The sequence below is a fragment of the Chitinophaga sp. RCC_12 genome (genome assembly GCF_041360695.1).
In the GTDB taxonomy this organism is placed as follows: Bacteria; Bacteroidota; Bacteroidia; order Chitinophagales; family Chitinophagaceae; genus Chitinophaga.
In genome coordinates, this window is the sequence record NZ_JBFUPS010000015.1 from 63,948 (window position 1) to 90,320 (window position 26,373).

At 46.3% G+C, this 26,373-nt stretch carries 22 protein-coding genes; 21 read left to right on the top strand and 1 reads right to left on the bottom strand.

Features of this window, described 5'->3' with window-relative positions; translation table 11 throughout:
- The first annotated feature begins 6 nt into the window (after nt 1-6).
- The 12 genes from AB6805_RS30645 (at nt 7) to AB6805_RS30700 (ending at nt 13,674) form a co-directional block, all read left to right on the top strand.
- On the top strand, nt 7-4,011 hold the full coding sequence (locus AB6805_RS30645; protein ID WP_370913250.1) for a tape measure protein: 4,005 nt from the start codon (nt 7-9) through the stop codon (nt 4,009-4,011).
- Nucleotides 4,011-4,508: a hypothetical protein gene (locus AB6805_RS30650; RefSeq protein WP_370913251.1), complete on the top strand. Its 498-nt coding sequence runs from the start codon at nt 4,011-4,013 to the stop codon at nt 4,506-4,508. Before AB6805_RS30645 ends, AB6805_RS30650 begins: the two co-directional genes overlap by 1 nt.
- A complete protein-coding gene (locus tag AB6805_RS30655; RefSeq protein ID WP_370913252.1) occupies nt 4,505-6,043 on the top strand; it encodes a hypothetical protein in 1,539 nt (512 codons plus the stop codon). The genes AB6805_RS30650 and AB6805_RS30655 overlap by 4 nt, the downstream gene beginning before the upstream one ends.
- Nucleotides 6,044-6,045: 2 nt before the next feature.
- Entirely contained in the window at nt 6,046-7,332 is a 1,287-nt protein-coding gene (locus AB6805_RS30660) for a hypothetical protein (RefSeq protein WP_370913253.1), read from the top strand.
- Nucleotides 7,333-7,341: 9 nt separating this feature from the next.
- Nucleotides 7,342-9,480: a hypothetical protein gene (locus AB6805_RS30665; RefSeq protein WP_370913254.1), complete on the top strand. Its 2,139-nt coding sequence runs from the start codon at nt 7,342-7,344 to the stop codon at nt 9,478-9,480.
- 2 nt (nt 9,481-9,482) lie between these two features.
- Nucleotides 9,483-10,538: a sialidase family protein gene (locus AB6805_RS30670; protein WP_370913255.1), complete on the top strand. Its 1,056-nt coding sequence runs from the start codon at nt 9,483-9,485 to the stop codon at nt 10,536-10,538.
- 11 nt (nt 10,539-10,549) lie between these two features.
- Nucleotides 10,550-10,771: a hypothetical protein gene (locus tag AB6805_RS30675; RefSeq protein ID WP_370913256.1), complete on the top strand. Its 222-nt coding sequence runs from the start codon at nt 10,550-10,552 to the stop codon at nt 10,769-10,771.
- A gap of 288 nt (nt 10,772-11,059) precedes the next feature.
- Nucleotides 11,060-11,344, top strand: a complete 285-nt coding sequence (locus AB6805_RS30680) for a hypothetical protein (RefSeq protein ID WP_370913257.1) — start codon at nt 11,060-11,062, stop codon at nt 11,342-11,344.
- On the top strand, nt 11,341-11,649 hold the full coding sequence (locus AB6805_RS30685; protein WP_370913258.1) for a hypothetical protein: 309 nt from the start codon (nt 11,341-11,343) through the stop codon (nt 11,647-11,649). Before AB6805_RS30680 ends, AB6805_RS30685 begins: the two co-directional genes overlap by 4 nt.
- Entirely contained in the window at nt 11,646-12,224 is a 579-nt protein-coding gene (locus AB6805_RS30690; RefSeq protein WP_370913259.1) for a hypothetical protein, read from the top strand. The genes AB6805_RS30685 and AB6805_RS30690 overlap by 4 nt, the downstream gene beginning before the upstream one ends.
- Nucleotides 12,221-13,111, top strand: a complete 891-nt coding sequence (locus AB6805_RS30695) for a hypothetical protein (RefSeq protein ID WP_370913260.1) — start codon at nt 12,221-12,223, stop codon at nt 13,109-13,111. Before AB6805_RS30690 ends, AB6805_RS30695 begins: the two co-directional genes overlap by 4 nt.
- A 2-nt stretch (nt 13,112-13,113) precedes the next feature.
- Nucleotides 13,114-13,674 (top strand): glycoside hydrolase family 73 protein, encoded by a 561-nt coding sequence (locus AB6805_RS30700; RefSeq protein WP_370913261.1) that lies wholly within the window; start codon nt 13,114-13,116, stop codon nt 13,672-13,674.
- A 736-nt stretch (nt 13,675-14,410) separates the two neighbouring features.
- On the opposite strand, the gene dnaE is transcribed toward AB6805_RS30700, so the two are convergent.
- Nucleotides 14,411-18,055, bottom strand: a complete 3,645-nt coding sequence (gene dnaE / locus AB6805_RS30705) for a DNA polymerase III subunit alpha (protein ID WP_370913262.1) — start codon at nt 18,053-18,055, stop codon at nt 14,411-14,413.
- A gap of 387 nt (nt 18,056-18,442) precedes the next feature.
- Here dnaE and AB6805_RS30710 point away from each other — a divergent pair, with 387 nt between their 5' ends.
- The 9 genes from AB6805_RS30710 (at nt 18,443) to AB6805_RS30750 (ending at nt 26,360) form a co-directional block, all read left to right on the top strand.
- The gene (locus AB6805_RS30710; protein WP_370913263.1) at nt 18,443-19,117 is read left to right on the top strand and encodes a C40 family peptidase; all 675 of its coding nucleotides are present in this window, start codon (nt 18,443-18,445) and stop codon (nt 19,115-19,117) included.
- An 89-nt stretch (nt 19,118-19,206) separates the two neighbouring features.
- Nucleotides 19,207-20,145 carry a hypothetical protein gene (locus AB6805_RS30715; protein ID WP_370913264.1) on the top strand — a complete coding sequence of 313 codons (939 nt, stop codon included), beginning with the start codon at nt 19,207-19,209 and terminating at the stop codon, nt 20,143-20,145.
- A complete protein-coding gene (locus tag AB6805_RS30720) occupies nt 20,138-20,848 on the top strand; it encodes a methyltransferase domain-containing protein (protein WP_370913265.1) in 711 nt (236 codons plus the stop codon). Before AB6805_RS30715 ends, AB6805_RS30720 begins: the two co-directional genes overlap by 8 nt.
- Nucleotides 20,832-21,638, top strand: a complete 807-nt coding sequence (locus AB6805_RS30725; protein WP_370913266.1) for an FkbM family methyltransferase — start codon at nt 20,832-20,834, stop codon at nt 21,636-21,638. The genes AB6805_RS30720 and AB6805_RS30725 overlap by 17 nt, the downstream gene beginning before the upstream one ends.
- A 9-nt stretch (nt 21,639-21,647) precedes the next feature.
- Nucleotides 21,648-22,646, top strand: coding sequence for a polysaccharide deacetylase family protein (locus tag AB6805_RS30730; protein ID WP_370913267.1), 999 nt, complete (start codon nt 21,648-21,650; stop codon nt 22,644-22,646).
- Between the two features lie 3 nt (nt 22,647-22,649).
- Nucleotides 22,650-23,891 carry a glycosyltransferase gene (locus AB6805_RS30735; RefSeq protein ID WP_370913268.1) on the top strand — a complete coding sequence of 414 codons (1,242 nt, stop codon included), beginning with the start codon at nt 22,650-22,652 and terminating at the stop codon, nt 23,889-23,891.
- A gap of 8 nt (nt 23,892-23,899) precedes the next feature.
- A complete protein-coding gene (locus AB6805_RS30740) occupies nt 23,900-24,655 on the top strand; it encodes a glycosyltransferase family 2 protein (protein WP_370913269.1) in 756 nt (251 codons plus the stop codon).
- A gap of 110 nt (nt 24,656-24,765) precedes the next feature.
- Nucleotides 24,766-25,482, top strand: coding sequence for a class I SAM-dependent methyltransferase (locus AB6805_RS30745; protein ID WP_370913270.1), 717 nt, complete (start codon nt 24,766-24,768; stop codon nt 25,480-25,482).
- Between the two features lie 5 nt (nt 25,483-25,487).
- Nucleotides 25,488-26,360: a glycosyltransferase family 2 protein gene (locus AB6805_RS30750; RefSeq protein WP_370913271.1), complete on the top strand. Its 873-nt coding sequence runs from the start codon at nt 25,488-25,490 to the stop codon at nt 26,358-26,360.
- Nucleotides 26,361-26,373 lie beyond the last annotated feature (13 nt).

The window sequence follows — 26,373 nt, forward strand, 5'->3', positions numbered from 1 at the left end:
GAGAAAATGGCGCTGAATGTAAATGGGGGAGCACTTGAGTTCGATGCAGTAATAAACGGGTCACAGTTTCAGGCGCAGATAAACGCCATGGAAAGGCAGCTCCGTTCATTAACTGACACCGCTAACAAAGAGGCATCTGCCATTGAGGATGTTGCGCAGAAAGCAGCTATTGCGGTTGGAAGTTATTTATCTATTACCGCAGCCACCAATTTCGTACAGAAAATGATCGAGGTAAGGGGGGAGTTCCAGCAATTGGAAGTCGCCTTTACCACCATGTTGCAAAGCAAAGAAAAGGCTGATCAACTCCTAGCTGATGTGGCCGATCTGGCGGCAAGAACACCATTCGGACTTAAAGATGCTGCTCAAGGAACAAAACAACTTCTTGCCTATGGATTCGCGGCTGATGATATTGTAGGCACGCTTACTACACTTGGAAATGTTGCTTCTGGCGTCAGTGCTCCACTTAATGACATTGTTTACCTATATGGTACCTTGCGTACACAGGGACGAGCCTATACGCAAGATATAAAACAGTTTACTGGTCGGGGCATACCCATTATTGCTGAGCTGCAAAAACAGTTCAACGCCACAGCTGACGAAGTTAATGACCTGGTTTCTGCCGGGAAGGTAGGCTTTCCGGAGATCGAGAAGGCGTTTCAGAGCATGGCTGGAGAGGGGGGGATATTCTTCAACCTCATGCAGGAGCAATCCAAAACACTTGTAGGACAGATAAGCAACCTCAGTGATGCTTTCGATATGATGCTCAACAACCTGGGTAAAGAGACGCAGGGAGTTGCATCAACAACTATCGGCGTTCTTACTTCCCTGGTAGAGAATTATCAAACAGTACTGGATATTCTAGAGGTCCTTATTGTAACATACGGGGCCTATAGGGCGGCGGTGATTGCCGTCAACATTGTTACAGCTGCAAATACAGTTATAAATGCCACAAATACTGCTGGACTTGGCGCAATGACATTGGGGGAATACCTTTATCTTCAATCTCTTATTGTAGTAGAGAAAGCACAAAAACTGCTCAATGCCACCATGTTGTCCAATCCCTATGTAGCGGTAGCAACTGTATTGGCGGCATTGGCTACGGCTCTCTATGTAATGCGTGAGGAGACTATTAAAACTAAATCAGCTCAGGTATTACTCAAAGAGGCAGCCGAGAAGGTTACAGATGGATTAACCCGGCAGACTGCTGCCATGTCACCTTATTTAGCTATTCTAAAAAATGCCAACAGCACAGAGAAAGAAAGGGAGGTAGCACTAAAAAAGCTAGCCGAAATAAACCCTAAGATTGTTGCCGGTCTCAATGCGCAGGCAATTTCCCAGGAAAGACTCACAGAGAATGTTAACAACTATACAGAGGCTTTAAGAGAAAAATATAAACTGGAGGCTAATCAATCCGCAATCAAGGAATCTATTGAGATTGAAGAAAAATTTCGTGCTCAAATAAAGGCAACTGAGAAGGCTATTGAGGAAGCAAAGAATGCAACAGGAGTGGAGAAGAATGAAAATCTACTCCCAACATATCAACAGCAGTTACAGGATCAGAAAAAACTCCTACAAGAGCAAATAAAAGAAACCGAACGGCTTGGGCTGGAACAGGTTCAGAGTGAGGTCCAAAAGAAAGATGCACTAAAGCTAACTAATGCCCAACTTATCGCCCAAGCACAGTCCCTGGAAGATATTAAGGCGGTAAGAGATAAAATTGAGAAGCAATACCAAGCTTCCACTGGTGAGAAAGAACGATTGCAGCTTACAAAAGATTTAGAAGCAGCCGATAGGCGCATCAAGGAACTTGACCCATATGGCAACCATAAAAAATCAGCTAAAGAGGCAGTTACAGAAGGAAATAAGCTAAAATCACTACTGGAACAAATAGCTGATTTAGAGTCAAGGGCCACATCTGTTAATGATGGCAAAGAAGATGGTACAGTAGCAAAGTTACAGAATGAAGTTAAAAAATTACTGGAGAAGGCAAAAGCGCTCAATGCCGGTGAAGGGATAATTATCCGCATTAAACGGGCGGGTCAAATAATTATTGATGATGCAGCGGCTAAGTCGGCAGCCCGCGATCTTCAAAACAAACTGAATGCTGAACTGTCTGATATCAACATCGATTTGAGCAGTGTAACCCCAGATAGCAGCCAAGAACTTGCATTCAGACAAGAAGCAATAGATAAACAAACTGAGCTGGAGCTTGCGGCCATACAGAGCCAGTATGACTCATCTCTAAGCAGCCAAACAGCACTATCAAAGAAAGAGTTAGAGATAGTTGCAAACTCTGAAAAGGCGAAACTTGATCTACGGAAGGATTTTGCAAAAAAGGCAGTTGATGCTCAGTTGGCCTCAATAAAGAATCAAGCAGATATCAATAACATTCAGGATCAACGTATCACAAATGACCCAACAGCGACCCTCAACCAACGATATGAAGCCCAGGTAAGAATACTGAATAGAAATAAAAAAGCATTACAAGATATGCTTATTGCTCTTCAGAAGTTTTCATTTACCGGACTGGGGGATACTAAGGAGCTAAACGCTGAAATGTCTCAGCTTGAACAAGAAATTGCGGCCGTGAACTCTGAATTGAGCAATACTGGCAAGCAGCACCTGATAGAGATATTTGAACAACTCACAAAGGTACTCGGAACATCAAGCAGCGCTCTTCGTGGATTCGCATCTGATTTGTCCGGCATCAACGATGGGCTGGCGGACACATTGAACACAATGGCAGACTTGACTGACAATATCCAGCAGATAGTCGGCGTAGCAGGCGTATTGGGTCAGGTTAAGGGAGGAAAGCTTACCGACAAAGGAAATAGTGCTTTAGGTACAATAGGAGGATTGGCAGGGACAGGCGCGGCTATCGGCGCGGCCATCGGCGGCGGTATATTTTCGATACCCGCGGCGGCAATAGGTGCAGTTGTTGGAGCATTGGCAGGTGCAGTTGTCACGATTCTCAAAGGTGGCAAAAAAGTCCGGGAATCTCTCCAGAAAACCTATGAAGCAATCGCTTCTTACCAGTTGAATGCAGAACTGGGGGAATACCGTATAAACGCCTTGCTCCGGCAAAGAAATCTACTGAAGGCCCAGGAGGTAGAACTTACGCTTAAGGGCATTAAGGCCCAGCAGCAGGCATTATCATTAAACCAGCAGCAGAACAAAGCAGATCAAGAAAGGATACTTGCAGAGCTGCAGCAACAGAGCTTCATTTCCGGTGTTGACTCCAAAAAGTATGGCGGCTTCCTAGGGCTGTGGCGCAAGAAAATGCCTGTTAACCAATATCAGGCTTTATTGGGAATGACTATTGACCAGATCGAAGCATTGTATCAGAGCGGGAAGCTGGACGGCCAGGCCAAAGCACTGTTTGAGCAATTACAAGCCCTCCAACAGGAAGGGAAAGATATTGCCAAAACGCTTCAGGACCTTCAGGATCAAACTGATCAAATTTTTACCGGCACCACTGCGGACAGTATAACCGATTCTATAGTAGATGGCTTCAAGAATGGGCAATTCGCCGCGCAGGATTTTGCCGGAAACTTTGAAGACTTAATGCGAGGGGCTGCTCTGAATGCCCTGAAGTTCCAATACCTGGAAGAGCCCCTAAAGGCGTTCTACAATCAATTCGCCCAGGCGTCGGAAAGCGATAATACGCTTACCCAAAAAGAAATTCAGGATCTACAAGACAAATACAACCAGATCATAAAAAATGCTGGGGATCAATTTAACCAACTGCAGGATATCACAGGTTTGAATTTGGCCGCCAATGGTAATAGTCAAAATTCTTTATCGGGGGCAATACGAGGAATCACAGAACAACAGGCCGATCTCCTCGCGGGACAGTTTGGCGGACTTCGCATAAATATGGTACAGCAGGTTCAGATATGTACGCAACAGTTGGCGGTATTGAATAGAATAGATATAAATACATCTAAGCTTGACAGAATTGATGCGAACATTAATTATTTGAAGATCCAAGGCATAAAAATCGTGAAGTAATGGCATATCCAGCAGGACAGTACATATTAGATGGGGGGGACTTGTGGATGGTCTACGGGATTATCGTTACTGATTCTGCCGGAAGTAATGACCTGATGAAGTTTCCTGAAAGAAAGGATAGCATTTCGCATGACTGGGAGGACGAAAACGGGCTTGATATCGATCTTTCAAGGGTATACCTGAAAGCACGGGAGGCCACTTTTAACATGGCTATACTCGCTAGGACAGAGGTTCAGTTCTGGGAACACTATAACGCTTTTTTAGCGATGATCACCCGGCCGGACCTGAGAAGGTTAGAGATTGCCGAATTGTCAAGCTCATTCTATGTGTACTACAAGGCATGCTCTTCGTTTGAGCGGTTCACCAGAGTTAAGCAGGGGACATTTAAAGGTTACATAGCATCAAAGTTCTCTCTCACCCTTGTGGAGAAAGAGCCTACACTAGATGCCAGTAATCAGTATTGGGTAGATGACGAAAATAGGTTTATTATATCATGATTGACATTGAGGTAAAAAGAGGAAGCGCTGTAGTGGTGGTGATCAGTCCTGATTCATCCAGCAACCAAACCAAAGAGGTGATGGGCGGGAACTTATTGAATCTCCAGTTTACTCTCAACTCAATGGTTCAATTTCAGGTAAATGACTGGTGTACTGTATACGGAGAGAATTACTATATCAATAAGTTGCCTGTAGTTAAAAAGACTTCTTCCCGTAGCTACGAGTATTCCTTTACCATGGAAAGCGACTATTATCAGCTTGTAAGGGCTCAATATATGTTTCTGGATGCGAGCAATGAGCTTCAGGAGGGCGCTTTCTCCCTTATGGGAAATGCAGATACCTTCCTCGACCTTCTCGTTAAAAATGCTAATCGGATAGGCGCCGGATGGTCAAAAGGAACGGCCATAACATCTACTTACCAGAATATGACCTTTAACTCTGAGGACTGCCTGTCTGTCCTGGGTAGGCTTGCCCAGCAGTTCGGGACAGAATACTACCTGCAGGGAAAAAAGATTTACCTGGACAAGAAGCAAAAAGATACCGGGATCACACTGAGCAATGGTAAAAATAAAGGGCTGTACGAGATAAACCGGCAGACACTCAATGACGCAAAGATTATTACCAGGCTATACGCCTTTGGCTCAGACAAGAATCTCCCTCCCGACTACAGGGATTATGCAACCAGGTTAAGAATGACCGGCGGAGCTATTTACCTGGAAAAGAATGTAGCAACTTATGGGCTCATTGAGAGCGTTGTGGTATTGGATGATGTTTACCCTCACCGGACCGGAAAAGTCACCGGTAGCGATATTACAAACCCCTTCGTCTTTACCGACATTGCCATTGATTTTGATGTAAATGCCCAGCTGTTACCAGGCGTAACTGCGAAAGTCACTTTCAACACTGGGCAGCTGGCTGGATACACATTTGATATCGCGCAGTTTAATAATACAACAAAGAGGTTTACCATAAATCTGAATAAGGATGAAAAAGCCATTGATGTACCCAGCACATTGCTCCGGCCGCAAATCGGGGATGAATATGTATTGGTTGACATCCAGATGCCGAATAGCTATGTGGTGGCGGCCGAAGCGGCCTTGACCCAAAAAGCCCAGACGCTTTTGGATACTGCGAGTGCCCCACAGTTCCAGTTACAGGTGGACTGTGACCCGGCATATTTCCGTAGGAAGAACCTGAAAATTGATATTGGGGATCTTATTTGGATCTATGACTTACAAATGGGGATTAATCAAAGGATCCGTGTTGCGGCATTTACCAGGGCCTTTGATGATGAGTTCAATTACCAGTTGACCCTGGCAGATGCAGTAACTCAGCAGCCGATTACGGAATTATACGGGGCCACTGGGGACAACAGTCGACAAATACAGGACATCAATTCCCGGTTAAACAACCGATCGAGTGAAAATAACTTTGTGGGACAAGTCTTCATGGCGGATGTGGAGAGCACATCTGATACGACCGGCATGTTCCCCCTTTATGTAAACAGTTCAGGCAAAGTATTTAAAAAGATTTAGTGATGGCAGATGTAAGTGGATACATAGTAGGGACCGGGCAGGAGATTATAGTCACCATGCCGACTGTGCGCGCGCCAGAGATGCCAGTCTTTTCTGAGATAGCTGATGATGATATATGGATAGGATGGGACAAGTCGGATAATAAATCCAGGACAGCAACCACTTCTCTTTTAAGAGAAAAGTTTATCGGTAACGCCACCCCCGAAACACCAGTGCTTCAGAATGGTGTATTGGAATACACCGTAAACGAAACACAGAATGGTAGCACCAGGCTTGATATCATTGCGCTTGCCGGAAAGAATTTTGAATTTAATCGTCGTGGATTTGGGACATATGCCACCGATGAATTTGATATTCTCAGCACCGGTGGCGTGGAAACACTGATACCAGAGGATGCTTTTTATACAGGCGATAAGCTGTTTTTCCGAGTTGTGGAACTTTCCGGCGGAGGGCCAGTGCCAGGCGATGGCGGCGGAAAATCATTCATCACGGGCATTAAGACGGTAGACATGGACATTGTACTGGTCAAAGCGGATATGGGTAATTTGTTTAATATAGCTGGCGGGTCCAATAAGATTATTTTGACACTTCCTGATGTCACTACAATAGACGAAAACACTACAGTTCCAATAGAGACGGTTGTAAATAACCAATTCCAAGCTACCATTAAAGCGGCGGCCAACCAGAACATTTATTTTCTCGGAACAAGTAGACAACAGGTTTACATGGGCAAGTCTGAAGTGCTATGGCTGATATCCGGTAGTGATGGGTGGTATGTGTACAACTCGTACGGTTATTTTCATGATGTAGGGCAGCCGGTTTTTGGGTATGCAAGCACACTTAATACGGTTGTCGGGATGGGGCAGGAGCTGCAAAGATCCTCTTACCCTCGGTTATGGGAATACGCACAGACAATTGGAGATAGCTTTATAGAAGATGCGCTTTGGTTAACCAGTATCGACTATTGCGGCTGTTATTCAAATGGGAATGGAACCACAACCTTCAGAATACCTGATCTCCGCGGAACAGTTCCCAGGTTCTTTGATGGTGGCCGTGGCCTGGAAACAGCCCCTCGTACATTTGATAACCCCGGCGGATATCAAAAAGACTATGTAGGGCCGCATTTCCACGCATATTCAAAGCCAAAATTAAAACCCAATTCCGATGCTGGCGGGGCGGATGATTATGTAGACACCGAAACGGGCAATACGCTGACAAATGTGGATGCAGGATCATCTACAGAAAATACAATGAAGAATATAGGATTTACAGGTTTGATTAAATGTTAACCCAATAGTATGAGAAAGATTATTATAACACTTTTATTTTGTTTCATAGCTCATTTTGGCTACTCTCAGTTTTTGCCAACTCCCTCACCTAAATATCAACATGTGGGGGCGCAAAAAGTAGATACTTTTATTGTTATAGTTCCACAAGACACTGCAGATGTTCCTGCATCAAAATATCCTGGAGCAATTATGTTCATGCAGCAGCCGGGAGACACATCACATTATTATTCAAATGGATATTCATGGGTTAAAATGGGATCAAAAAGCTTTATGGCCCTCGACTCCCTCCGCTATGATCCAGCTACTGGAATATTCTACGGAAGATATACTACCGGAGGGGAATTGGCTGTTTCAACAGGGTTAGTGGATAGTTTGAAAAGGCGAGTTGATTCTGTTTGGCTGAGCAACGATACGCTGGTAATACGCAGGATTGGTGGCAATATATCAATTAAGATCACCGGTTTACCCCAATCAAATATCAAGAACCTGACCGATACATTCGCGACAAAATTAACATGGGACTCACCACTAACACCCATGCTAACACAGCCAGGCATACCAATCCAACCAACAACACCGCTTATAAAAGCCTTGCCGCAATTGCAGCAGCAGATAAATGATTTTTCTGGTAAGTTCTTGGAAGTCAATCCTGCATTATCCCAACCAGGAGTAAACGCAAAGGCCACCGGTACCGTGAATGTTACCACCATATCCGGAAATGGTTATGGTCTCAACATAGAACGTCCGGATAACATCTCTTACGATGCAGCCCTCGGCTATCGCGTAGGCGGAACAGTCGTAGGATGGGCTGGATTGGGCAACCGGAACAACAATGACTATTCAATTCAATTTCTTACCGCTCGCACACGGTTGGTTAATGCTGACACCAGTGGGGTGCAGTTAATTGGTGTGTCACAATACGGTGGCCTTCGGATGTTCGCAAAGTTCAAGAATGAAAAGTTGCTTATGGGTGATAGCATGCAAGCTTCCGCGGAAGCAATAGCGCCTATACACGTGAGTAATGCTGCGGATACTGGTATATACGCACTACATAAAATAGTGTCCGATGTGAACTTGGCTACCTCAGACAGTAGTCACGTAATAGCGAATACCAAATATGTAAAAGATCAGATAGCGGGGTACAATGCGAAATATGTTCAATTAAGCCCCGCTGCTGCTCAATCCGGCGCGGCCCTTAACCTTACTGGCAATGCTACATTGAACAGGGCAAACACCTCTACAACTGCCGCGTATTCCATTTTAACTGGTGGCGTTCAAACCGGTTATTTCGGCGCAGCCAGTATCGGAAGTAATAGCCTTGTGGTGACCGCAAGCAATGGCCCGCTGGCTTTATATGCTCCGGACTCCACAAGTCTAAACATAACCTCCTACGGCACAGTAACGCCCGGCAATACCTTTATAAAAGCCCGGAGTGGCAAAACGGTGTTTGGTGATAGTGTTGCCAGTAATGTTTTCGGGCGCTATCCGATAGATGTAATAGGCATTCAGGATACATCAATACGGGCCGTAAATAGGATTGTTCAGGATTACAGCCTTTCCCTGGCCGATAATAGTAAGACTGTTGTTACGTCCTCCTGGATAGTTTCCCAGGCCTATCTGAAAGCGGCTAATGCTACCTGGCAAGCAGCCACCACTGCCGGTAATACAACGGGAAATATAATCAAGATCACCGGGTCCACCGGCTCCCTAACGGGCACCAATGGAGGATTGGAGATGTTTTACGACGGAACGCAGGCAGTATTGCAGGGATACGATAGGGTTGCGGCAACTTTGAAGCCGATTAAACTTTCGGCAACCGCGGTAAATATTGTGGCCGGGTTACAGCTTCCTGTTAGGACGGTAACAACTACGACAACGGCAACTATTAGCGATTATACAATACTTGTGAATAACAGCGGCGCGGTAACGATTAACCTGCCGGCCGCATCTTCTTCTACGGGGACAATCTTAGTAATAAAGAAGCTCAGTGCCGCAAGTAACGATGTTACCATAGATCCCAATGCTTCTGAAACTATTGATACGGGTACCACAAAACTATTAACACTTCAGTTCAGCAGTGTTATGATACAGTGCGACGGTACAAAATGGAACATCCTTTCCTCACACGCTGCTGCGACAACACTTTAAACATGAGACTAATATTAGCAATACTTCTTTTCACAGCAACAGCGCAGGCGCAGGGATTTAAGTCCTACATCCAATACTTTACTACCGGTTCCTACCGGAATACCGAAGGGGACCTCATCGTTAAGACCAACGGCCAGCTATACACGGTATGGGGAAAGTTTCACAACAATCTGGATGATGCAGCGGTGGCTGATCTTGCGGCAAAAGTATCGTCCGACAGCGGCCGAAACTGGACTGACTTGGGGGTAATTCAGCAGAACATAGGGCTACAGACCACTACTTCCGTTTCGCTTATTCGTATATCCAGCACGGTTGTGCATCTGTATTTCTGCGTAAAGAACAGCAATACCGATCTGCGTATTTACCGGAAGATATCTAGTGACGACTGCGTGACCTGGGGCTCTCCTACGGAAGTGATTAACGACAATGGGTACATGCCAGCGCTGAATAATACCGTTCGCAAGCTGGCGTCCGGCCGGCTGATCATATCTATTTACTTCTCCGCCAATGTGGGTGTTATCCCGCCAAATTACTGCATGGCCTACTGCTGGTACTCGGATAATAACGGAACCAGCTGGACGAAGAGTACTCCAAATCTGACACGGAGCATCGGTGTTGGATATACTGAGCCTTCAACCGTGGAGACCTCTGCCGGTAATCTGTTAATGGTCATACGGAACAATTCAGGGTTTCAGCACTTCAGCACCAGTACAAATAATGGGGCTACCTGGACCGCGCCGGTGGCCTCCACATTAACAACAACCGATTCCCCGGCGAAGATAATCAAACTCAGTACTGGCAAACTGATAGCAATTCACAATCCAACCGGCACAGGAATGACGGATCCGCGGAATGTGTTGCGGCTATCCGGGAGCACAGATAATGGTGCCACATGGGTAAAAATCATAGACCTGGAAGGATATACGGCTGGATACAACTTCAGCTACTCTTCAGCCGTGGAATATAATGATAATCTGCTACTGACTTATTGGGAAGCCAATAGCGCAGCCGGAAAGCTGGCGCATAAGTTCGCATCAATACCCATTTCAACACTTTAAAATAATATACCATGAAGTTAATTGAAACAATTTTCGGAAAATCTTCCCTTACTTCTATTGCGGGCTATATAGTAGCTGGGCTGTTAGTTGTTCAGGAGATGCAGAAGGCCGGAGAAACAAACTGGATAAGTATCGCCATAGCCGCTGCGATAGCTGTACTGGGCAGAGTGTCTGGGGACGCCAACAAGGCAAAGAAAGATGATCTCATTGGTACCAGACCGGGCGACAGATGATAGACCGGGCCGTCATAAAGGCTGCCGCGCTGTGCATGTACATTGTGACATTTACAGTGTGGCCGTTTTTATGGAAGGGAGCATTTTATCAGGGGGTAGCATTGGCTGTATTGGCCCACTGGACCGCCGACTACCTACCGAATAGATATCCTCTTTTTCATAAAAAGGTAGTCCTGTGCGGCACTCTGTGTGCATTGAATAACCTGCTCGATGAATTGTTTTTCGATCCGAAGAGCTACCAGGTAAATGAGTATGTACTTCTATTTCTTATAGCCTTAATCGTAATCGGTGGAAAGAGAATTTCGGCAGTTTAAAATACCACAGGCGTGGAGAAAATATATCTGGGGTGGCGTAATAGGCACCCTGCTTTACTTCCTCAAACTCTCGGAGCAGGAACGCAAGGCCATGCAGAAAAAGTGGGAGGATTGTAACCAGGGTTGGCTAATGGACAAAGGAACACAGCGAAAGGCGGATAGCGTAATGATAGACAGATTAATGGAAGAGGCCATGAGAAACGCCAACAGGAGAATTATCCAGCCCCGAATTGATAGTATAAAAAACAGTCAATTATGAAAAAGGCATTCGTGGCGCTCGTTTTGTCGCCATTTATTTTCGCCGGTTCCGCCGGCAACTACTACCAGCAGCAACCGCCTGGCATTGATTCAATATCTCTTATCCCACTTATCCAGCGGAAAGCAGATAGTGTTGCTTATGTTGCTGCAGATCGAATCGACAGTATGTGCCGTAAGCCGATAAACATTATTCTGTATCAGGATCTCGACCGGCGCCCGGATGGAAGTGCCTTTATATGGGAAGCATGGGCACAGGTGGTAGGTCGTGATACCCTATACACTCACACTGTAATATATCCCTTATGAGATGGTTCCTTGTTTTACTGATTGTGGCCTCCGGGTGCGTAACTGAACGTGGCGCCAGACACTATGCGACTGATCACCCGGACAAATTCGCGGACTTTTGCGGCACCTATTACCCGGTTATTTCCGGCCCTATTCCAGTATATCGCCCAGCCAACAATACCGATTACTCTGCAAATATCGATAGCCTGATTGGCGCCGGTGACTTTCTCATGGAAAGGCTGAAGCGAGATAGTACCCGTGCGGCGGACAGTATTTCCCGGGCTTGTGCTGACCTGGTAGCCGGCTATTCCCGGCAGGTAGATAGCCTGTCTGCCAAAATAAAACGCCTGCGTGAATTATATAAACCATGTAAGCCTGACACTGTGCCGGCGCCCTATCCAGTTGTAGATAGCGCCAAACTCGCAGCGGCTAACCAAAAGATCGCGGCATTATCCCAGGATAAACAAACCCTCATTGCGCAGTTGGCCGGGCAGAAAACGGCTAATAATCGGCAAAACTGGTATGCATTTGCCTTTGGACTCATTGCCATTCCTGCGGGATGGGGACTTATTAAACTTTTTAAAGTATTTATATGAAACTAAAATTGATCACAGGGCTGTTGCTATGCTCCCTTTTCGCCTCGGCGCAATTCACGACTTTTCAAAGCCCCAGCACGCAGTGGCCACTGCCGGCCTTTCCATCCAATACGGTTGTGTATACCCCAAAAGAATACCAGGATAGTTCACAGAAATACTATCCAACCATTATCTATTTCCACGGTGTTGGCGAGGCGGGAAAAGATGTTACCCGGCTCACCGGAAGTTATCTGCTGGGGAGAATTAAGAACGGATGGGAGCCGCAGGCGGTGAATCCGGTTACCGGGAAGCTGGAGAAATTTATCGTTATCGCCGTTCAGGATGCGGCCAACTGGTCACCCTATCCAGTACCGATGCGTTACGCCCGGAATTTTATAATAGCCAATATGAAGCTCAGGGTGGATACCAATAGGGTTTATACAACCGGACTTTCCAGCGGCGGCCAAACATCTGTCATGTACGCCTGTTGGGATGAATCCTTTGCGGGGAAGATAGCTGCAGTTGTAAGTTTATCGCCGGCGGCATTGGAAGCGCAGGCTGTGAGAAACCTTTCTTTCTTCGCGAAATACAATACCCCAGTTTGGTTCATCTCAGGTGATCAGGATGGCTTTACGGATAATGCGAAAGCCTATACAAACTCAATCACGAATGCCGGCGGATCCGCTTATACCACGATTTATCGCGGTGGCCATGGTGGATGGGATGCAATGTACAACGGAACTACAACCCGCCAGGTAAACGGTAAGAACCTGAACATATACGAATGGATGCTGAGTAACGGCCGGGGTCCGGTTACACGGCCACCCACGGATACAGTGCCAGTAGTAACACGGAAGCTAATTGCCACACTGAGGGTTTATGATAACGGAGATATAGAAAAGCAATAACCATGAACAAGAACGATAAGATAAGCACTTTTATAAAGCTGTATTTTGCTGCTGCAGTGAAATCCTGGAGAGAGACAGGGCAGCCGGTAACTTTTGTATTGGGGGATGCAGGACTTGAAAGTGATTGGGGTAACAAAGCGCCCCAGAATGCTTTCTTCGGAATCAAAGCTGGTAAGTCGTGGAAAGGCAAGAGGCAGCAGCTGCCGACGCAGGAAGTGTTTCCAGACTGCAACAGATCTCTTCACAAATTTCCTGCTGTGCATAGAATTGTACCATTCAAAAATCAGCATGGGGAAACCGTGTACCGCTGGTATGTGGATGATTGGTTCCGGGCCTACGACACAGCCGCGGAAGGATTTGCAGATCATGGGAAGTTCCTGCAGGAGAATCCTCGTTATGCCGCGGCCTTCAAGTACAGAGAAGCGCATGAATTTGCCACAGCAATAGCTGCTGCCGGCTATGCGACGGAACCTACATACGCTAAACTGCTTCATGACTGCATTGACTCGGTGGAGGGAAGGTTGCCAATGCTAGGGTTAACGGTTCCTACCAGAAATAACTAATGCTCCCAGTATGGGCCATTAAACCTTTTCCAGAGCTTTACGGCTTCCCGTAAATATGTGACATTGGATTTCCGGAACTTTATTGGAGTGAAACTTTTGATTTATAGTGATTGTTTAAGCCACGGCTGGGGATTTCCCCGGCCGTTTTGTTCATCGAAACATTTCTATCCACTCGGCTTTCCAGCTGGATCATCTTTCCGGTTTTCATTTTCTTCAATCCAATTTATAAGTGCGTCCCAATATGCTTTGGGCAGTGTCTCGCTATTGGGGTAGGCTATCCATTTACCGCCTAAAACCTTCACAATTTGGCCGCAATGGAAGTTGTTGACCGTCAAGTAATATACATTTCCGAACGCTCCATGTGGTTTAGAGAGATCAACTTTCCGTCCACGTCTGTCTGTAAACTTTATACCGGTCATGGCCTTTTCCAACAGAAACTATGCCTTTTTTCTTAAATCATCCAGTCCCTAATAGGCGGCGGCTGGAAATTCCCCGCCAGTGAATTAATGGCTACTCTGAAATAAAGGACATGCTGTGTTTAAACAGTAGAGGTACTAACAGCATTATATTGAATAAGAATTATTTCAATAAAAAACGAGAGATAAAGATTCGGATAACCGCTTTGTCTCTCGTTTTTTATTATATATTTGTCAAACAAAAAGTCAAACAAACCTATTCTTATTTTATATTTTACGCTTCGTAAATCGATGTAAATCAATTTGTATGCCTCCTGAAATTACTTATTGATTATCTCTATATACACATCAATATCCGGCTGTTTGTGCAGGAAACCAGCCAACTCGTCATTCATCTCAATATTCCGGTTAAAAGTATGCAGTTTTGCCTGGGTTTGATCGTCCCGGTCGGTTAGGTGTACATGCAGCACGCTGTTGCCCGGAAAGCGGTTTACGTTGTCTACCAGGAAGTCTACTGTTTCCTTTTTGATAAACTTAGGCATTGTGTTTAGGTACACCTGTTTAGTGTGTGTTTTCTTCACTTCCTGTAAGAGCTGGATGCTGCCTACTTTGAATTCATATTCATTGTCATTGAACCGTTTGGATTTGAAGCCGCCATTGATGAACAGGCAGAGGCCTGGTTTTAGATAGGGGGCAAAGCGGATGAAATCTTCACTCCACAGGGCAAATTCAAACTTTCCGGTGTAGTCTTCGATGGTCATTACGCCAAATTGCCGGTTGTTGCGGGAAATCCTTTCCTGGGCATTGGTAATGTATACTGCCAGGCGGAAATTGCGTTCCCTGGAGCGGCCGCCGTTGCCGCCTGGTTGGGCTATTTCTGTTTGATACTCCACCAGTTCCTGAACCGTATTCATGTGGTAATACTTCATTTCAAAGCGGTAATCATCCAGTGGATGGCCGGAAATGTAGATACCGGTGATATCCCGTTCGTTGTTGAGCTTCATGATCAGCGGCCAGGCATCGCAGGCCGGGATCTTTGGTGGCTCTACATCCGGGAGATCGTCGGCGCCGAAGAGGCTGCCCATGTTGGAAGAGCCTGCTGTTACCTGCTGTCCGAATTTCACGATTTTATCGAGGCCGGTGAGCTGTTCGCCTTCCGGTTTATGGAAATATTGCGCACGGTGCAGTTCGGGAAAGCTGTCGAAAGCGCCTGACATCACCAGGGCTTCCAGGGATTTTTTATTGACGGCGCGTTGGTTAACGCGTTTGATAAAGTCGAATATATTTTTGAAAGGGCCGTCCTTTTTACGTTCTTCCAGCAGGTTTTCGATGGCGGCTTCACCTACGCCTTTCAGGCCACCAAGACCGAAGCGTACCTGGCCTTGTTTATTTACTGCGAAACCCTTGAAAGATTCATTCACATCCGGCGGTAATACGTCGATGCCCATGCGTTTGGACTCTTCCATGAAGAAGGTGATCTTTTCAATATTGCTGGCGCAGTTCAGTACGGCCGCCATGTATTCAGAAGGGTAGTGGGCTTTCAGGTAGGCCGTTTGATAGGCCACAAAAGCATAGCAGGTGGAGTGCGATTTGTTGAACGCATAGGAGGCGAATGCTTCCCAGTCGGTCCATACTTTTTCACAAACCTTTGGATCGTGGCCGTTTTTGGCGCAACCTTCCATAAACTGCGCCTTCATTTTGTTCAGTACCGCGATCTGCTTTTTACCCATTGCTTTACGCAGTACGTCCGCATCACCTTTAGAGAAGCCTGCCAGTTTCTGGCTCAGCAACATCACCTGTTCCTGGTATACCGTGATACCGTAGGTATCGTTGAGGTATTCCTCCATTTCGGCGATGTCGTATTGCACTGGCTCCAGGCCGTGTTTACGGCGGATAAAGGAGGGGATGTATTCCAGTGGTCCCGGCCGGTACAGGGCGTTCATGGCGATGAGGTCATCGAACCTATCGGGTTTCAGTTCACGTAGGTATTTCTGCATACCGGGCGACTCGAACTGGAACGTAGCGTTGGTTTCACCTTTTTGGTAGAGGTCATATGTTTTGGCGTCGTCCAGCGGGATATTATCTATTTCGATGGAGATGCCATGGTTCTGGCGGATCAGTTCCAGCGCACCTTTGATGATGGTAAGGGTTTTCAGCCCCAGGAAGTCCATCTTGATTACGCCGGCAGATTCAATGATGCTTCCTTCGAACTGGGTTACCAGCAGGTCGGAGTCTTTTGCGGTGGATACGGGGATCAGGTCGTACAGGTCCTGCGGGGCGATGATGATACCTGCTGCATGGATACCGGTGTTGCGTACGGAGCCTTCCAGTACGCAGGCTTCGCGGAGCACTTCTGCCTGGAGGTCGTTGCCTTTGATGAGTTCGCGCAGCTTTTTTACATTCTCAATATCTTCACCGGCGAGACCTTCCTTATCGGCGAGGCTCTTTTCTCCTTCGAGGGGGGCGTTGAAGATACGATCCAGCTGGATGCCGGGTTTATCCGGAACCATTTTAGCGAGGATATTGGACTCCACCAGGGGGAGGTCCATTACGCGGGCCACGTCCTTGATACTCATTTTGGCGGCCATGGTACCGTAGGTAATGATCTGCGCTACCTGGTTACGGCCGTATTTCTGTACTACATAGTCAATAACTTTCTGACGGCCTTCATCATCGAAGTCCGTATCAATATCGGGCATGCTCTTACGTTCCGGGTTAAGGAAACGCTCAAACAGGAGGTTGTACTTGATGGGATCTATATTGGTGATACCGATACAGTAGGCCACTGCTGATCCGGCGGCGGATCCGCGGCCCGGGCCGATAAATACGCCCAGTTCACGACCGGCCTTGATGAAGTCGGCTACAATGAGGAAGTAACCGGCAAAACCCATGTTTTCGATTACCTGCAGTTCAAAGTTGATACGTTCTTCAATATCGGCGGTCATTTCCATATACCGGGTACGGGCGCCTTCATAGGTGATATGGCGCAGGTACTGGTCCTGGGTAATAAATTCTTTCGGAATAGGGAAGTTGGGCAGCAGGATATCTCTTTTAAGATCCAGCAGCTGTACTTTATCTACAATTTCGTTGGTATTATCAATCGCCTGCGGAAGATCATGAAACAGTTTGCTCATTTCTTCCGTTGTCTTGAAATAGAACTGGTCGTTATAAAAAGCAAAACGCCTGTTCTTTCCGCCACCGCTATCATCGTCTGAAAAGTCTTTATTGGTGGGGGTACTTTTCTTTTCACCGGTATTGATACAGAGGAGGATATCGTGTGCGTTGGCATCGGCCTGGTCCACATAGTGGGAGTCGTTGGAAGCGATCACCTTTACATTATACTTCTCAGCAAAGCGGAGCAGTACTACGTTTATCTGTTCCTGTTCCGGGATGCCGTGGCGTTGCAATTCCACATAGAAATCTTCTCCGAAAATATCCAGCCACCAGCGGAATTCTTTTTCTCCTTCTTCTTCGCCTTTGCGCAGGATGATCCTGGGTACAGAGGCGCCGAGGCAGCAGGTGGTGGCGATAAGTCCTTTGTGATATTGTAATACGAGTTCTTTATCGATACGGGGATACTTACCATACAGGCCTTCCATATAGCCCAGGGAACAAAGTTTGATAAGGTTGCGGTAACCTTCATCATCTTTAGCCAGTAACACCTGGTGATAACGCACATCTTTTTCTTCCCTTGTAAAAGCTCTCTTGTGGCGATTTTCCACCACATAGAATTCGCAGCCTACAATAGGTTTTACTTTCAGTCTTTTATCTTTCGGATCGCCCGGGTTTAATTTATTATTGTATGCTTCTGCCACAAACTGAAATGCGCCAAACATATTACCATGATCTGTAATCGCCAGTGCGGGCTGATTGGAAGCCATCGCTTTTTTATACAGCGATTTGATGTCGGCTGCCCCATCCAGTAAAGAGTATTGGGTATGAACGTGTAAGTGGGAAAAATTCATCTGCTAATCTGTTTCGTCAAGCGACAAAAGTAATGTAATTAGCGCAAAGGAATCGCCTTCGGCGATTTTAAATTGTCTTACTGCCGGATTACGCTGATTAACCGTGATTACGCTGATTTGATTATGTTTTGATTTTATGAGGATTTTATGAGGATTTTATAGAGGATTTGGGAAGATATAAGAAGATATAGGTGGATATATTTGCTTACAGAATTGTTAATCATATAAAATCAAAACATAATCAAATCAGCGTAATCACGGTTAATCAGCGTAATCCGGCAGTAAGACAATTTCCGTCGCCGAAGGCGACAAACGATCCCTCTCGCGAAAATCGACATTTGTAAATCCCTATATATTTGTATTTTAGCGAAAATTTAGCCAGCGCTTATGATCAGAGTAAAGGGACATCTACTTGTGAAGTTATCGATATGTGCATTATCGCTCAGTTCCTGCGCTTCATTAAAGAAAGGAAATGCTAATAAAAAAGCTGCCACCACACCTGCTGCTGCCAACAACAACCGTATTCAATTTATAGATGGTATTGCTACCAGCCGTCCCCCCCGCAATAATACTTCTCACTATAACAGCAAAGATGTAAGCATCAGCAAAAACATCACCAGGGGTAGTGCCAACCTGGAAAATGCGCAGAGCTGGCAATTTAAATATGCGCAGTTACTGGATGTTCCGGTAGAAGAGGTACTGAACCAGAAGCTGTATGGTTTTATTGACGAATGGTACGGTACACCCTACCGGCTGGGTGGGAAAACGAGAGACGGCATCGATTGTTCGGGATTTGTAAATACCCTGATGAACACCGTGTTTCAGCTGGGGCTTTCCGGAAACTCCACCGACCTGTTTTCACAGGTGAAACGATTAAAACCGCATGACCTGCATGAAGGCGACCTGGTATTTTTCAGGATCCATCATAAACGTATTTCTCATGTAGGTATTTACCTGGAGAATGATAAATTTGTTCATGCATCTACCAGTGCCGGCGTCATGATCAGCGATCTGAAAGAGCCTTACTGGAAGCGTTATTTTGCCGGCGGAGGAAGACTATAGCCACTTCTACACATTTGTTTTATTGTTATTTTTATACGATTTTTACTTTTTTAACCTAACAGCTGCGCTGCGCAGTACTTTTTTGTATTATGGAATTTGCTCCCATCGTATTATTTGTATACAACCGGCCAGAGCTGACGCTGAGCACTTTGCAACACCTGAGTGAAAACAGGGAAGCAGGGGAGAGCACGTTGTATGTATATTGCGACGGTGCAAAAGAGAATGCCACACCGGAACAGGTAGCGTTGGTTAAAAAGGCCCGTGAAGTGGTGCATAGCAGGCAATGGTGCAAGGAAGTAGTGGTGCTGGAGGCTGAGAAGAATAAAGGGTTGGCCACTTCAGTGATAGATGGCGTAACGGAGGTGATCCGTAAACATGGCAAAGTAATCGTTTTGGAAGATGACCTCGCAGTGTCCCCTTATTTTCTGCAGTATATGAACGATGGTCTCCGGAAGTACGAGCACGAAGAAAAGATGATTGCGATCCATGGCTATCTGTACCCGATAGAAATGCCGGGAGATTATAAGCCGGCTACCTTTATGATACATGATCCCGGCTGTTTGGGCTGGGGTACCTGGTCGAGGGCATGGAATAAGTTTGAAAGAGATACAGAAAAGGTAATTGCGCAAATAAAGGAACGAGGACTGAAGAAGGAGTTTGATTTTTGGGGAGGGTATCCGTTTTTCAGGATGTTGCACCAGCAGAAGAATGGAAAGGTAAGTTCCTGGGCTATCCGCTGGAGGGCCACCGCATATCTGAATGATATGTTAACCCTTTATCCAGTGAAATCACTGGTGAGGCACGATGGCAATGTAGCCAGTGCTACACACCATTTTATGGAATACGATTACACCTATACAGAAATCTACCAGGAAAGGATTCCTGTGGAAGATATTCCTGTAAGCAATTACCTGTTGATAGAAAAGAAATTCGGTACTTTTTTAAGGCGTAATGCCGGAATGACCTTTGAAGCAAAGGTTAAGCAGCGGATTGCTAAATTCTGGAAAAAAATTACTGGAAATGGTTAAGCTGGTCAGGAAGATTATAAAGCGTTTAAAAAGGAATACTGTTTCGCCGCTGTCGTGGACTAATTTAAGAAGTCTGCAACCACTTTCCACCACTTTTGGCTTTGACCGTGGAACGCCGGTAGACCGCTATTACATTGAGCAGTTCCTGAAAATGAACAGAACACATATTACCGGAAGTGTACTTGAAATAGCAGAAAGCAAATACTCCAGGCAATTTGGACAGGAGGTAAGTAAATATGAAGTGTTGCATATGAAGCAGGAACCACAGGTAACTATTGTGGGGGATTTAACCTCCCCGGCTACCTTGCCTGAAAATTGTATTGACTGCTTTATTTGCACACAGACCTTCAATTTTATATATGACTTTAAGTCGGCCATTGCCGGCGCCTATTATTTGCTGAAGCCGGGGGGAGTGTTACTGGCAACACTGGCAGGGATTACCCAATTGTCTGCCACCGATATGAAACAATGGGGGGATTACTGGCGATTTACTACCCAATCGGCCGCTAAAGCGTTTGGTGAAGTTTTTGGAGAAGGGAACATAGAAGTATCGTCATCTGGAAATGTACTTGCCTGCACCGCCATATTGCAGGGAATTGTGACAGAGGAGTTAACAGCCGCAGAATTGGATTTTAACGATCCGGTATACCCGGTAATTATCACCATTAAAGCAAAAAAAAGATTACATGGGATTGATCAGTGAAAATCTGCAGAAGATTAAACAGGTTATCAGTAATAAGTATTACCGGGAGTTTTTACGCTTACACCGCAAACATTATCAACAGCGGATAAAGGAGCAGGCGCCTGCTGATTTTCTGGACTACCATGTAAACATTGTAGACGGACCTTCTTTTGTATTTCAGTATAAGGAGATATTTTTTTCCGGCGTATACCAGTTTGAGAGCAGTAATAAAGCCCCTGTGATCTTTGACTGTGGCGCTAATGTGGGTTTAAGCTGTATCTATTTTAAATCGCTTTTTCCCGGAGCCCGGATTACGGCTTTTGAAGCGGATCCATTCATAGCGGGTGTTCTTGGTGATAATCTCCGGAAAAACAATTTTGCTGATGTTACCGTAGTGCCCCGGGCCGTATGGACGGATGAAGCAGGTATTACTTTCTACAGCGATAATGCCGATGGCGGCAGTGTATTCGGAAATGGGAGCGGAACCAAAGTAGTAGTACCAACGGTGCGCCTCAAAAGCTTACTGGAACAGGCAGGAAGCGTTGACTTTCTTAAAATGGATATCGAAGGTGCGGAAGTAGCTGTGATCAAAGACTGCGACACCGCTTTGTCTGTGGTAAAAAACATCTTTATAGAATATCATTCCTTTAGTAAATCGCCGCAGGGATTGGGAGAGATCCTTGAAACCCTTCAACGGAATGGTTTCAGGTACTTCATTGAATCGGCGACAGAAAGAGCTGTTCCTTTTGTTAATAAAGCGGCAAACGATACCATGGACATGCAGTTGAATGTATACGCCTATAAAATGTAGCATTATCTGATGGGAAACCTGAGCAAAAAAATATTTTCTGTTGCGCATTATGTAGCCAACAAAGTGCAGCAACCGGCGGTTATTTTACTGTACCACCGGGTTACCACCCTGCAACAGGACCCACAGGACCTTTCAGTTACGCCGGAACACTTCAACTCACACCTTGCGCATCTGGCCACTGACTATAATCTATTGGATGCTGAACGATTCCTTTATCATGTAAAAAATAAAAAAGCTTTCCCCGAACGCTCTGTATTTGTGACGTTCGATGATGGCTATGCAGACAACTACCTGGAGGCGTTGCCTTTACTGACAAAGCACCAGGCGCCTGCCCTCTTTTATATTACCACCTCTAAGATCAATACCGCCTTCGAATTGTGGTGGGATGACCTTGAGAGAGTATTGCTTACGCCCGGCAACCTGCCCCCTGTTTTACAGATCACCATCAACGGGCAGCTGGCACGGTATATCACAGATACGCTTGCGGCTATACGCGAAACATATTATGCGCTGCAACAGGTGCTGCGCTTTTGTAAACCGGCGGAAATTGAATCTGCCATGCAGCAGCTATATGACTGGTCCGGTAAAACCGCTACCGGCCGCGCTTCGCACCGGTTAATGACCTGGGAAGAGGTAAAAGCAATGGGCCAGGCGGCCTATGCTACTATCGGCTGTCATACCCACCGCCATCCGGCTGTGGGCATGCTGAGCTACGAAGAACAATATACCGAGATAGGGATGTCCAAAGAAATCCTGGAAGGGGTACTGGGCGCTCCGCAGGTACATTTTTCCTATCCTTTTGGCGGCAGGAAATTCCTCGGCACCAAACGCTATTACAATGCAGACAGCATCAAAGCCTGCAAGGCGCTGGGTTTACAAATGGTGTGCGCCAACTACCACGGACAGGTGCACAGCTGGAGCAATCCGTATGCGCTACCCCGCATCCTGGTACGCAACTGGCCGCCGGATGTGTTCCGCAAACAAATGCAACAGTTCTTTAAATACTAGCCGGTGAAAATACTTTTTATCAATAAATATGAGAACAGCGGTGGTGCTGCTATAGCAGCGCAAAGGATTGCAGCCGGGCTGGCGGAGTATTATCATACCGCCAATGATTTCCTGGTAGGCACCCACACGGCTTCTCCCCGCGCCACGGTTACCCGTCCGGGTGCCGTGCGGAATGTTATTGAAAGAGGACTCAATGTATTAAGTAACCGGGCGGGGCTGCAATATCTGTATTTTCCTTTTTCCACTTCCGCTATTATGCGGCATACCCAGGCTTACCAGCCCGATGTGATCAGCCTGCATAATATTCACGGCGGATATTTTGATGCTACCTTACTGCCACGCTTGTCTGCTATCGCGCCTATTGTGTGGACGCTGCATGATATGTGGGCCATTACAGGCAACGCAGCGCATACCTTTGGCGATACTTCCTGGAAAAGAGGGAGGGCGGGCAAAGGGGAGCACAAACGTGCGCCTGCTATGGGATTGCCTACCGGCAATTATCTCATAAGGAGAAAACAGCGGCTCTATGCCGGCAGCGACCTGCACATTGTTTCGCCTTCACGGTGGTTGTATGACATGACCGCTGAAAGTCCGCTTACAAAGAATAAACCGCTGTATCATATTCCTAATCCTATTGACACAGATTATTTCCGGCCGCAGGATAAAACCGCTTCCCGCCAGGCGTTGGGCCTCCCGGCAGATGCACAGGTAATTACCTTTGTATCCGAGCGGTTGTTTAACAGCGAGTTTAAAGGCGGTGCAGAATTGCTGCATATTTTACACCTGCTGGATGCACAGCTGGACCGGAAAGTATACCTGCTCATGATAGGCAGGGACCAGTTGCCCGGAACATTTAAGCACCTGGAATGCGTATATACCGGCTATGTGAAGGAAACGGAGAAAATGATGCAATGCTACAGCGCCAGCGATATTTTTTTCTATCCCACCAAGGCAGATAACCTGCCCAATGTGCTGATAGAAGCCGGTAGTTGTGAAACGGCCTGTATTACCTTTGATGTAGGCGGATGCCGGGAAATAGTGCGGGACGGCGTAACAGGATATGTGGTAGCACCTGGTAACCAGCAGGAGTTTGCTGCAAAAACGCTGCATTTGCTGAACCACCCGGATATTTGCCGGCAGTTTGGCAAAGCGGCCAGAACATTTACAGAACAGTATTTTGGAATGAAAGTAGTAGCCGGGCAGTACTATCACCTGTTTCAATCCGTGGTAAGGAACCCGCAATAATCAGATACATGAACAAAGCCTCTTCACCGGTATTAAGCATCATTACGGTATGTTTTAATGCCGAGAAATTTATTGAGAATACCATTCAGAGTGTGCTGGCGCAAACATACCCGCATATTGAATATATCATCGTGGACGGCGCTTCACGCGATAATACGATGGGCGTGATTGAAAAATACCGCTCCCGTATTGCCACCGTGATTTCTGAAAAAGACAATGGTTTGTATGATGCGATGAATAAAGGCATGCAACTTGCTACAGGGGGCTACCTGTTGTTCCTTAATGCTGATGATGTACTGGCGGCACCCAATGTGGTGGAGAAAATGTTCGCTGCCTGCGAAGATGCGGATGTGTATTATGGTGAGGCCATGTTTATGGATGAGAACGGGCAGGACATAGGGCTGAGATCTGAGCAAACACCACACCGCGTACCGGAACAGCTTACCTGGAAGAGCTTGAAACATGGCATGGTAGTATCTCACCAGGCCTATGTGATCCGTCGCAGTTTGAGCCCGTTATACGATTTACAATACCGGGTTTGCGCGGATATCGACTGGATGATCCGCACGTTGAAGGCATCGCGTAAAGTATGTAATACGCACCTGGTAGTGGCCAGGTTCAGGGTGGGGGGCACTTCCAAGCAGCACCAGCAGCGGGCCTGGAAGGAACGTTACCGGATATTGAACCACTACTACGGTAAACTAGCCAACCTGGTGAATCACCTGTTTATTGCCAGCAGATACCTGGTCCGCAAAAAGTACTAATTGTTCCGTAAAATGAACCACAACGGATATCGTATATTCAAAATGATGTCTATCTTGTGAGGGTCGTCTTTCTGCGGAAAGTGAATGATTTAAAAAATTAAACCATTATAATGAATCGCATTGCTGTCATTAAATCTTTGTTGCAGAGAACAAAGGCCAAAGTTTACGTTGAAATAGGAGTGGATACAGGATATGTTTTCTTTTCCCTGAATGCACCGGTAAAAGCAAAAATTGCTGTAGATCCTGAATTCAGGTTTTCCTTCAGGGCCTGGTTGCGCACAAAGCTGAAGCCAGGCAATGCCAAATATTTCCAGGTAACCAGCGACCAGTTTTTTGCAGATCAGAAAGAGATGCTTCGCCGGGATGGCATTGATGTAGCATTTGTGGATGGTTTACATACCTACAAACAATGTTACCAGGATATCGTTAACTGCCTGGAGTATCTGAACGACGGTGGTTTTATTGTAGTACATGATGTGAATCCACCCAATGCTGCCTGCGAATCGCCGGCGGGTGCTTCCCAGCAGGAAGTGCTGGCAAAGGCGGAAAGAGGGGAAATCCCCGACTGGACAGGCGCCTGGACTGGTGATGTATGGAAGTCGATTGCCATGCTCCGTACCCGTAAGGATCTGCAGGTGTTTACCATCGACAGCGATTGGGGTATTGGGGTTATTACCAAAGGCACTCCGGAAAGTGTGCTGGATGTAAGCATACCTGCCATTGAAGCTATGAGCTATGCCGATCTTGAAAAGAAACGGTATGAACTGATTAACCTGAAACCTTCTCATTACTTCTTTGAATTCCTGCAGGAGAAATACAGAAAATAGCCGGAATGAAAAAGGTATTTGTCGTTATTGTCACCTATAACGGGACGAAGTGGATACATAAATGTTTTGGCAGTTTACGGTCGGGCAGTTATCCGGTACAAACCATCGTGGTGGATAATGGCTCAACAGATGCTACCATTTCTATGCTGGAAGCGGATTACCCGGAAGTAACGCTGATACGTTCGGGCAAGAACCTGGGATTTGGGCAGGCGAATAACAAAGCTATTAAACAGGCGTTGCAACAGGGTGCGGACTATGTTTTCCTGCTGAACCAGGATGCCTGGACAGAAGAGAACACCATTGCTGTGCTAATCAATATGATGGAGCAACACCCGGAATACGGGATTATAAGCCCGGTGCATCTGAGTGGTGATTACAGTGGTATGGATGCTGGTTTTGCGCAGTATTACCGTGCCGGCGAAGTGGCTCCCGGAGAACCCGTAAAGGATATATACCCTGTGGAGTTTGTGAATGCCGCCGCCTGGATGATGAGTAAGGCGTGCCTGGAAAAAGCGGGTTTGTTTCACCCGGTATTTTTTCATTATGGAGAAGATAATAATTTGGCGCAGCGGGTGCTTTATTACGGATTTAAGATAGGTATTTGCCCCGCGGTAACCATTTGCCATGACCGCCACGCCCGGAAGGAAAGCGAAGACATGATCATTAAGCAATACAAGGTGTATGGTTTGGTTACCTTAATGGATATACGAAGAAGCAACCTTTTTATTGCTTATCTCAAAGTGCTGAAAGACCTGGGGAAGCCATTCCTCCTGGCAGTGGCAAAATTGAAATGGAGCAATGCGTGGAAAATCATCGTCACCTATGCCGGTTTGATATCATTGTACCCGGTAGTGAAAAAAGGCAGAAGCGAGCAATAACAATAAATGATAT

Coding starts and splice junctions, on each gene's coding strand:
- AB6805_RS30700 (WP_370913261.1), top strand. CDS start 13,114: ATGAACAAGAACGATAAGATAAGCACTTTTATAAAGCTGTATTTTGCT.
- AB6805_RS30645 (WP_370913250.1), top strand. CDS start 7: ATGGCGCTGAATGTAAATGGGGGAGCACTTGAGTTCGATGCAGTAATA.
- AB6805_RS30710 (WP_370913263.1), top strand. CDS start 18,443: ATGATCAGAGTAAAGGGACATCTACTTGTGAAGTTATCGATATGTGCA.
- AB6805_RS30685 (WP_370913258.1), top strand. CDS start 11,341: ATGAAAAAGGCATTCGTGGCGCTCGTTTTGTCGCCATTTATTTTCGCC.
- AB6805_RS30660 (WP_370913253.1), top strand. CDS start 6,046: ATGGCAGATGTAAGTGGATACATAGTAGGGACCGGGCAGGAGATTATA.
- AB6805_RS30720 (WP_370913265.1), top strand. CDS start 20,138: ATGGTTAAGCTGGTCAGGAAGATTATAAAGCGTTTAAAAAGGAATACT.
- AB6805_RS30750 (WP_370913271.1), top strand. CDS start 25,488: ATGAAAAAGGTATTTGTCGTTATTGTCACCTATAACGGGACGAAGTGG.
- AB6805_RS30715 (WP_370913264.1), top strand. CDS start 19,207: ATGGAATTTGCTCCCATCGTATTATTTGTATACAACCGGCCAGAGCTG.
- AB6805_RS30730 (WP_370913267.1), top strand. CDS start 21,648: ATGGGAAACCTGAGCAAAAAAATATTTTCTGTTGCGCATTATGTAGCC.
- AB6805_RS30725 (WP_370913266.1), top strand. CDS start 20,832: ATGGGATTGATCAGTGAAAATCTGCAGAAGATTAAACAGGTTATCAGT.
- AB6805_RS30675 (WP_370913256.1), top strand. CDS start 10,550: ATGAAGTTAATTGAAACAATTTTCGGAAAATCTTCCCTTACTTCTATT.
- AB6805_RS30695 (WP_370913260.1), top strand. CDS start 12,221: ATGAAACTAAAATTGATCACAGGGCTGTTGCTATGCTCCCTTTTCGCC.
- AB6805_RS30655 (WP_370913252.1), top strand. CDS start 4,505: ATGATTGACATTGAGGTAAAAAGAGGAAGCGCTGTAGTGGTGGTGATC.
- dnaE (WP_370913262.1), bottom strand. CDS start 18,055: ATGAATTTTTCCCACTTACACGTTCATACCCAATACTCTTTACTGGAT.
- AB6805_RS30690 (WP_370913259.1), top strand. CDS start 11,646: ATGAGATGGTTCCTTGTTTTACTGATTGTGGCCTCCGGGTGCGTAACT.
- AB6805_RS30650 (WP_370913251.1), top strand. CDS start 4,011: ATGGCATATCCAGCAGGACAGTACATATTAGATGGGGGGGACTTGTGG.
- AB6805_RS30740 (WP_370913269.1), top strand. CDS start 23,900: ATGAACAAAGCCTCTTCACCGGTATTAAGCATCATTACGGTATGTTTT.
- AB6805_RS30665 (WP_370913254.1), top strand. CDS start 7,342: ATGAGAAAGATTATTATAACACTTTTATTTTGTTTCATAGCTCATTTT.
- AB6805_RS30745 (WP_370913270.1), top strand. CDS start 24,766: ATGAATCGCATTGCTGTCATTAAATCTTTGTTGCAGAGAACAAAGGCC.
- AB6805_RS30670 (WP_370913255.1), top strand. CDS start 9,483: ATGAGACTAATATTAGCAATACTTCTTTTCACAGCAACAGCGCAGGCG.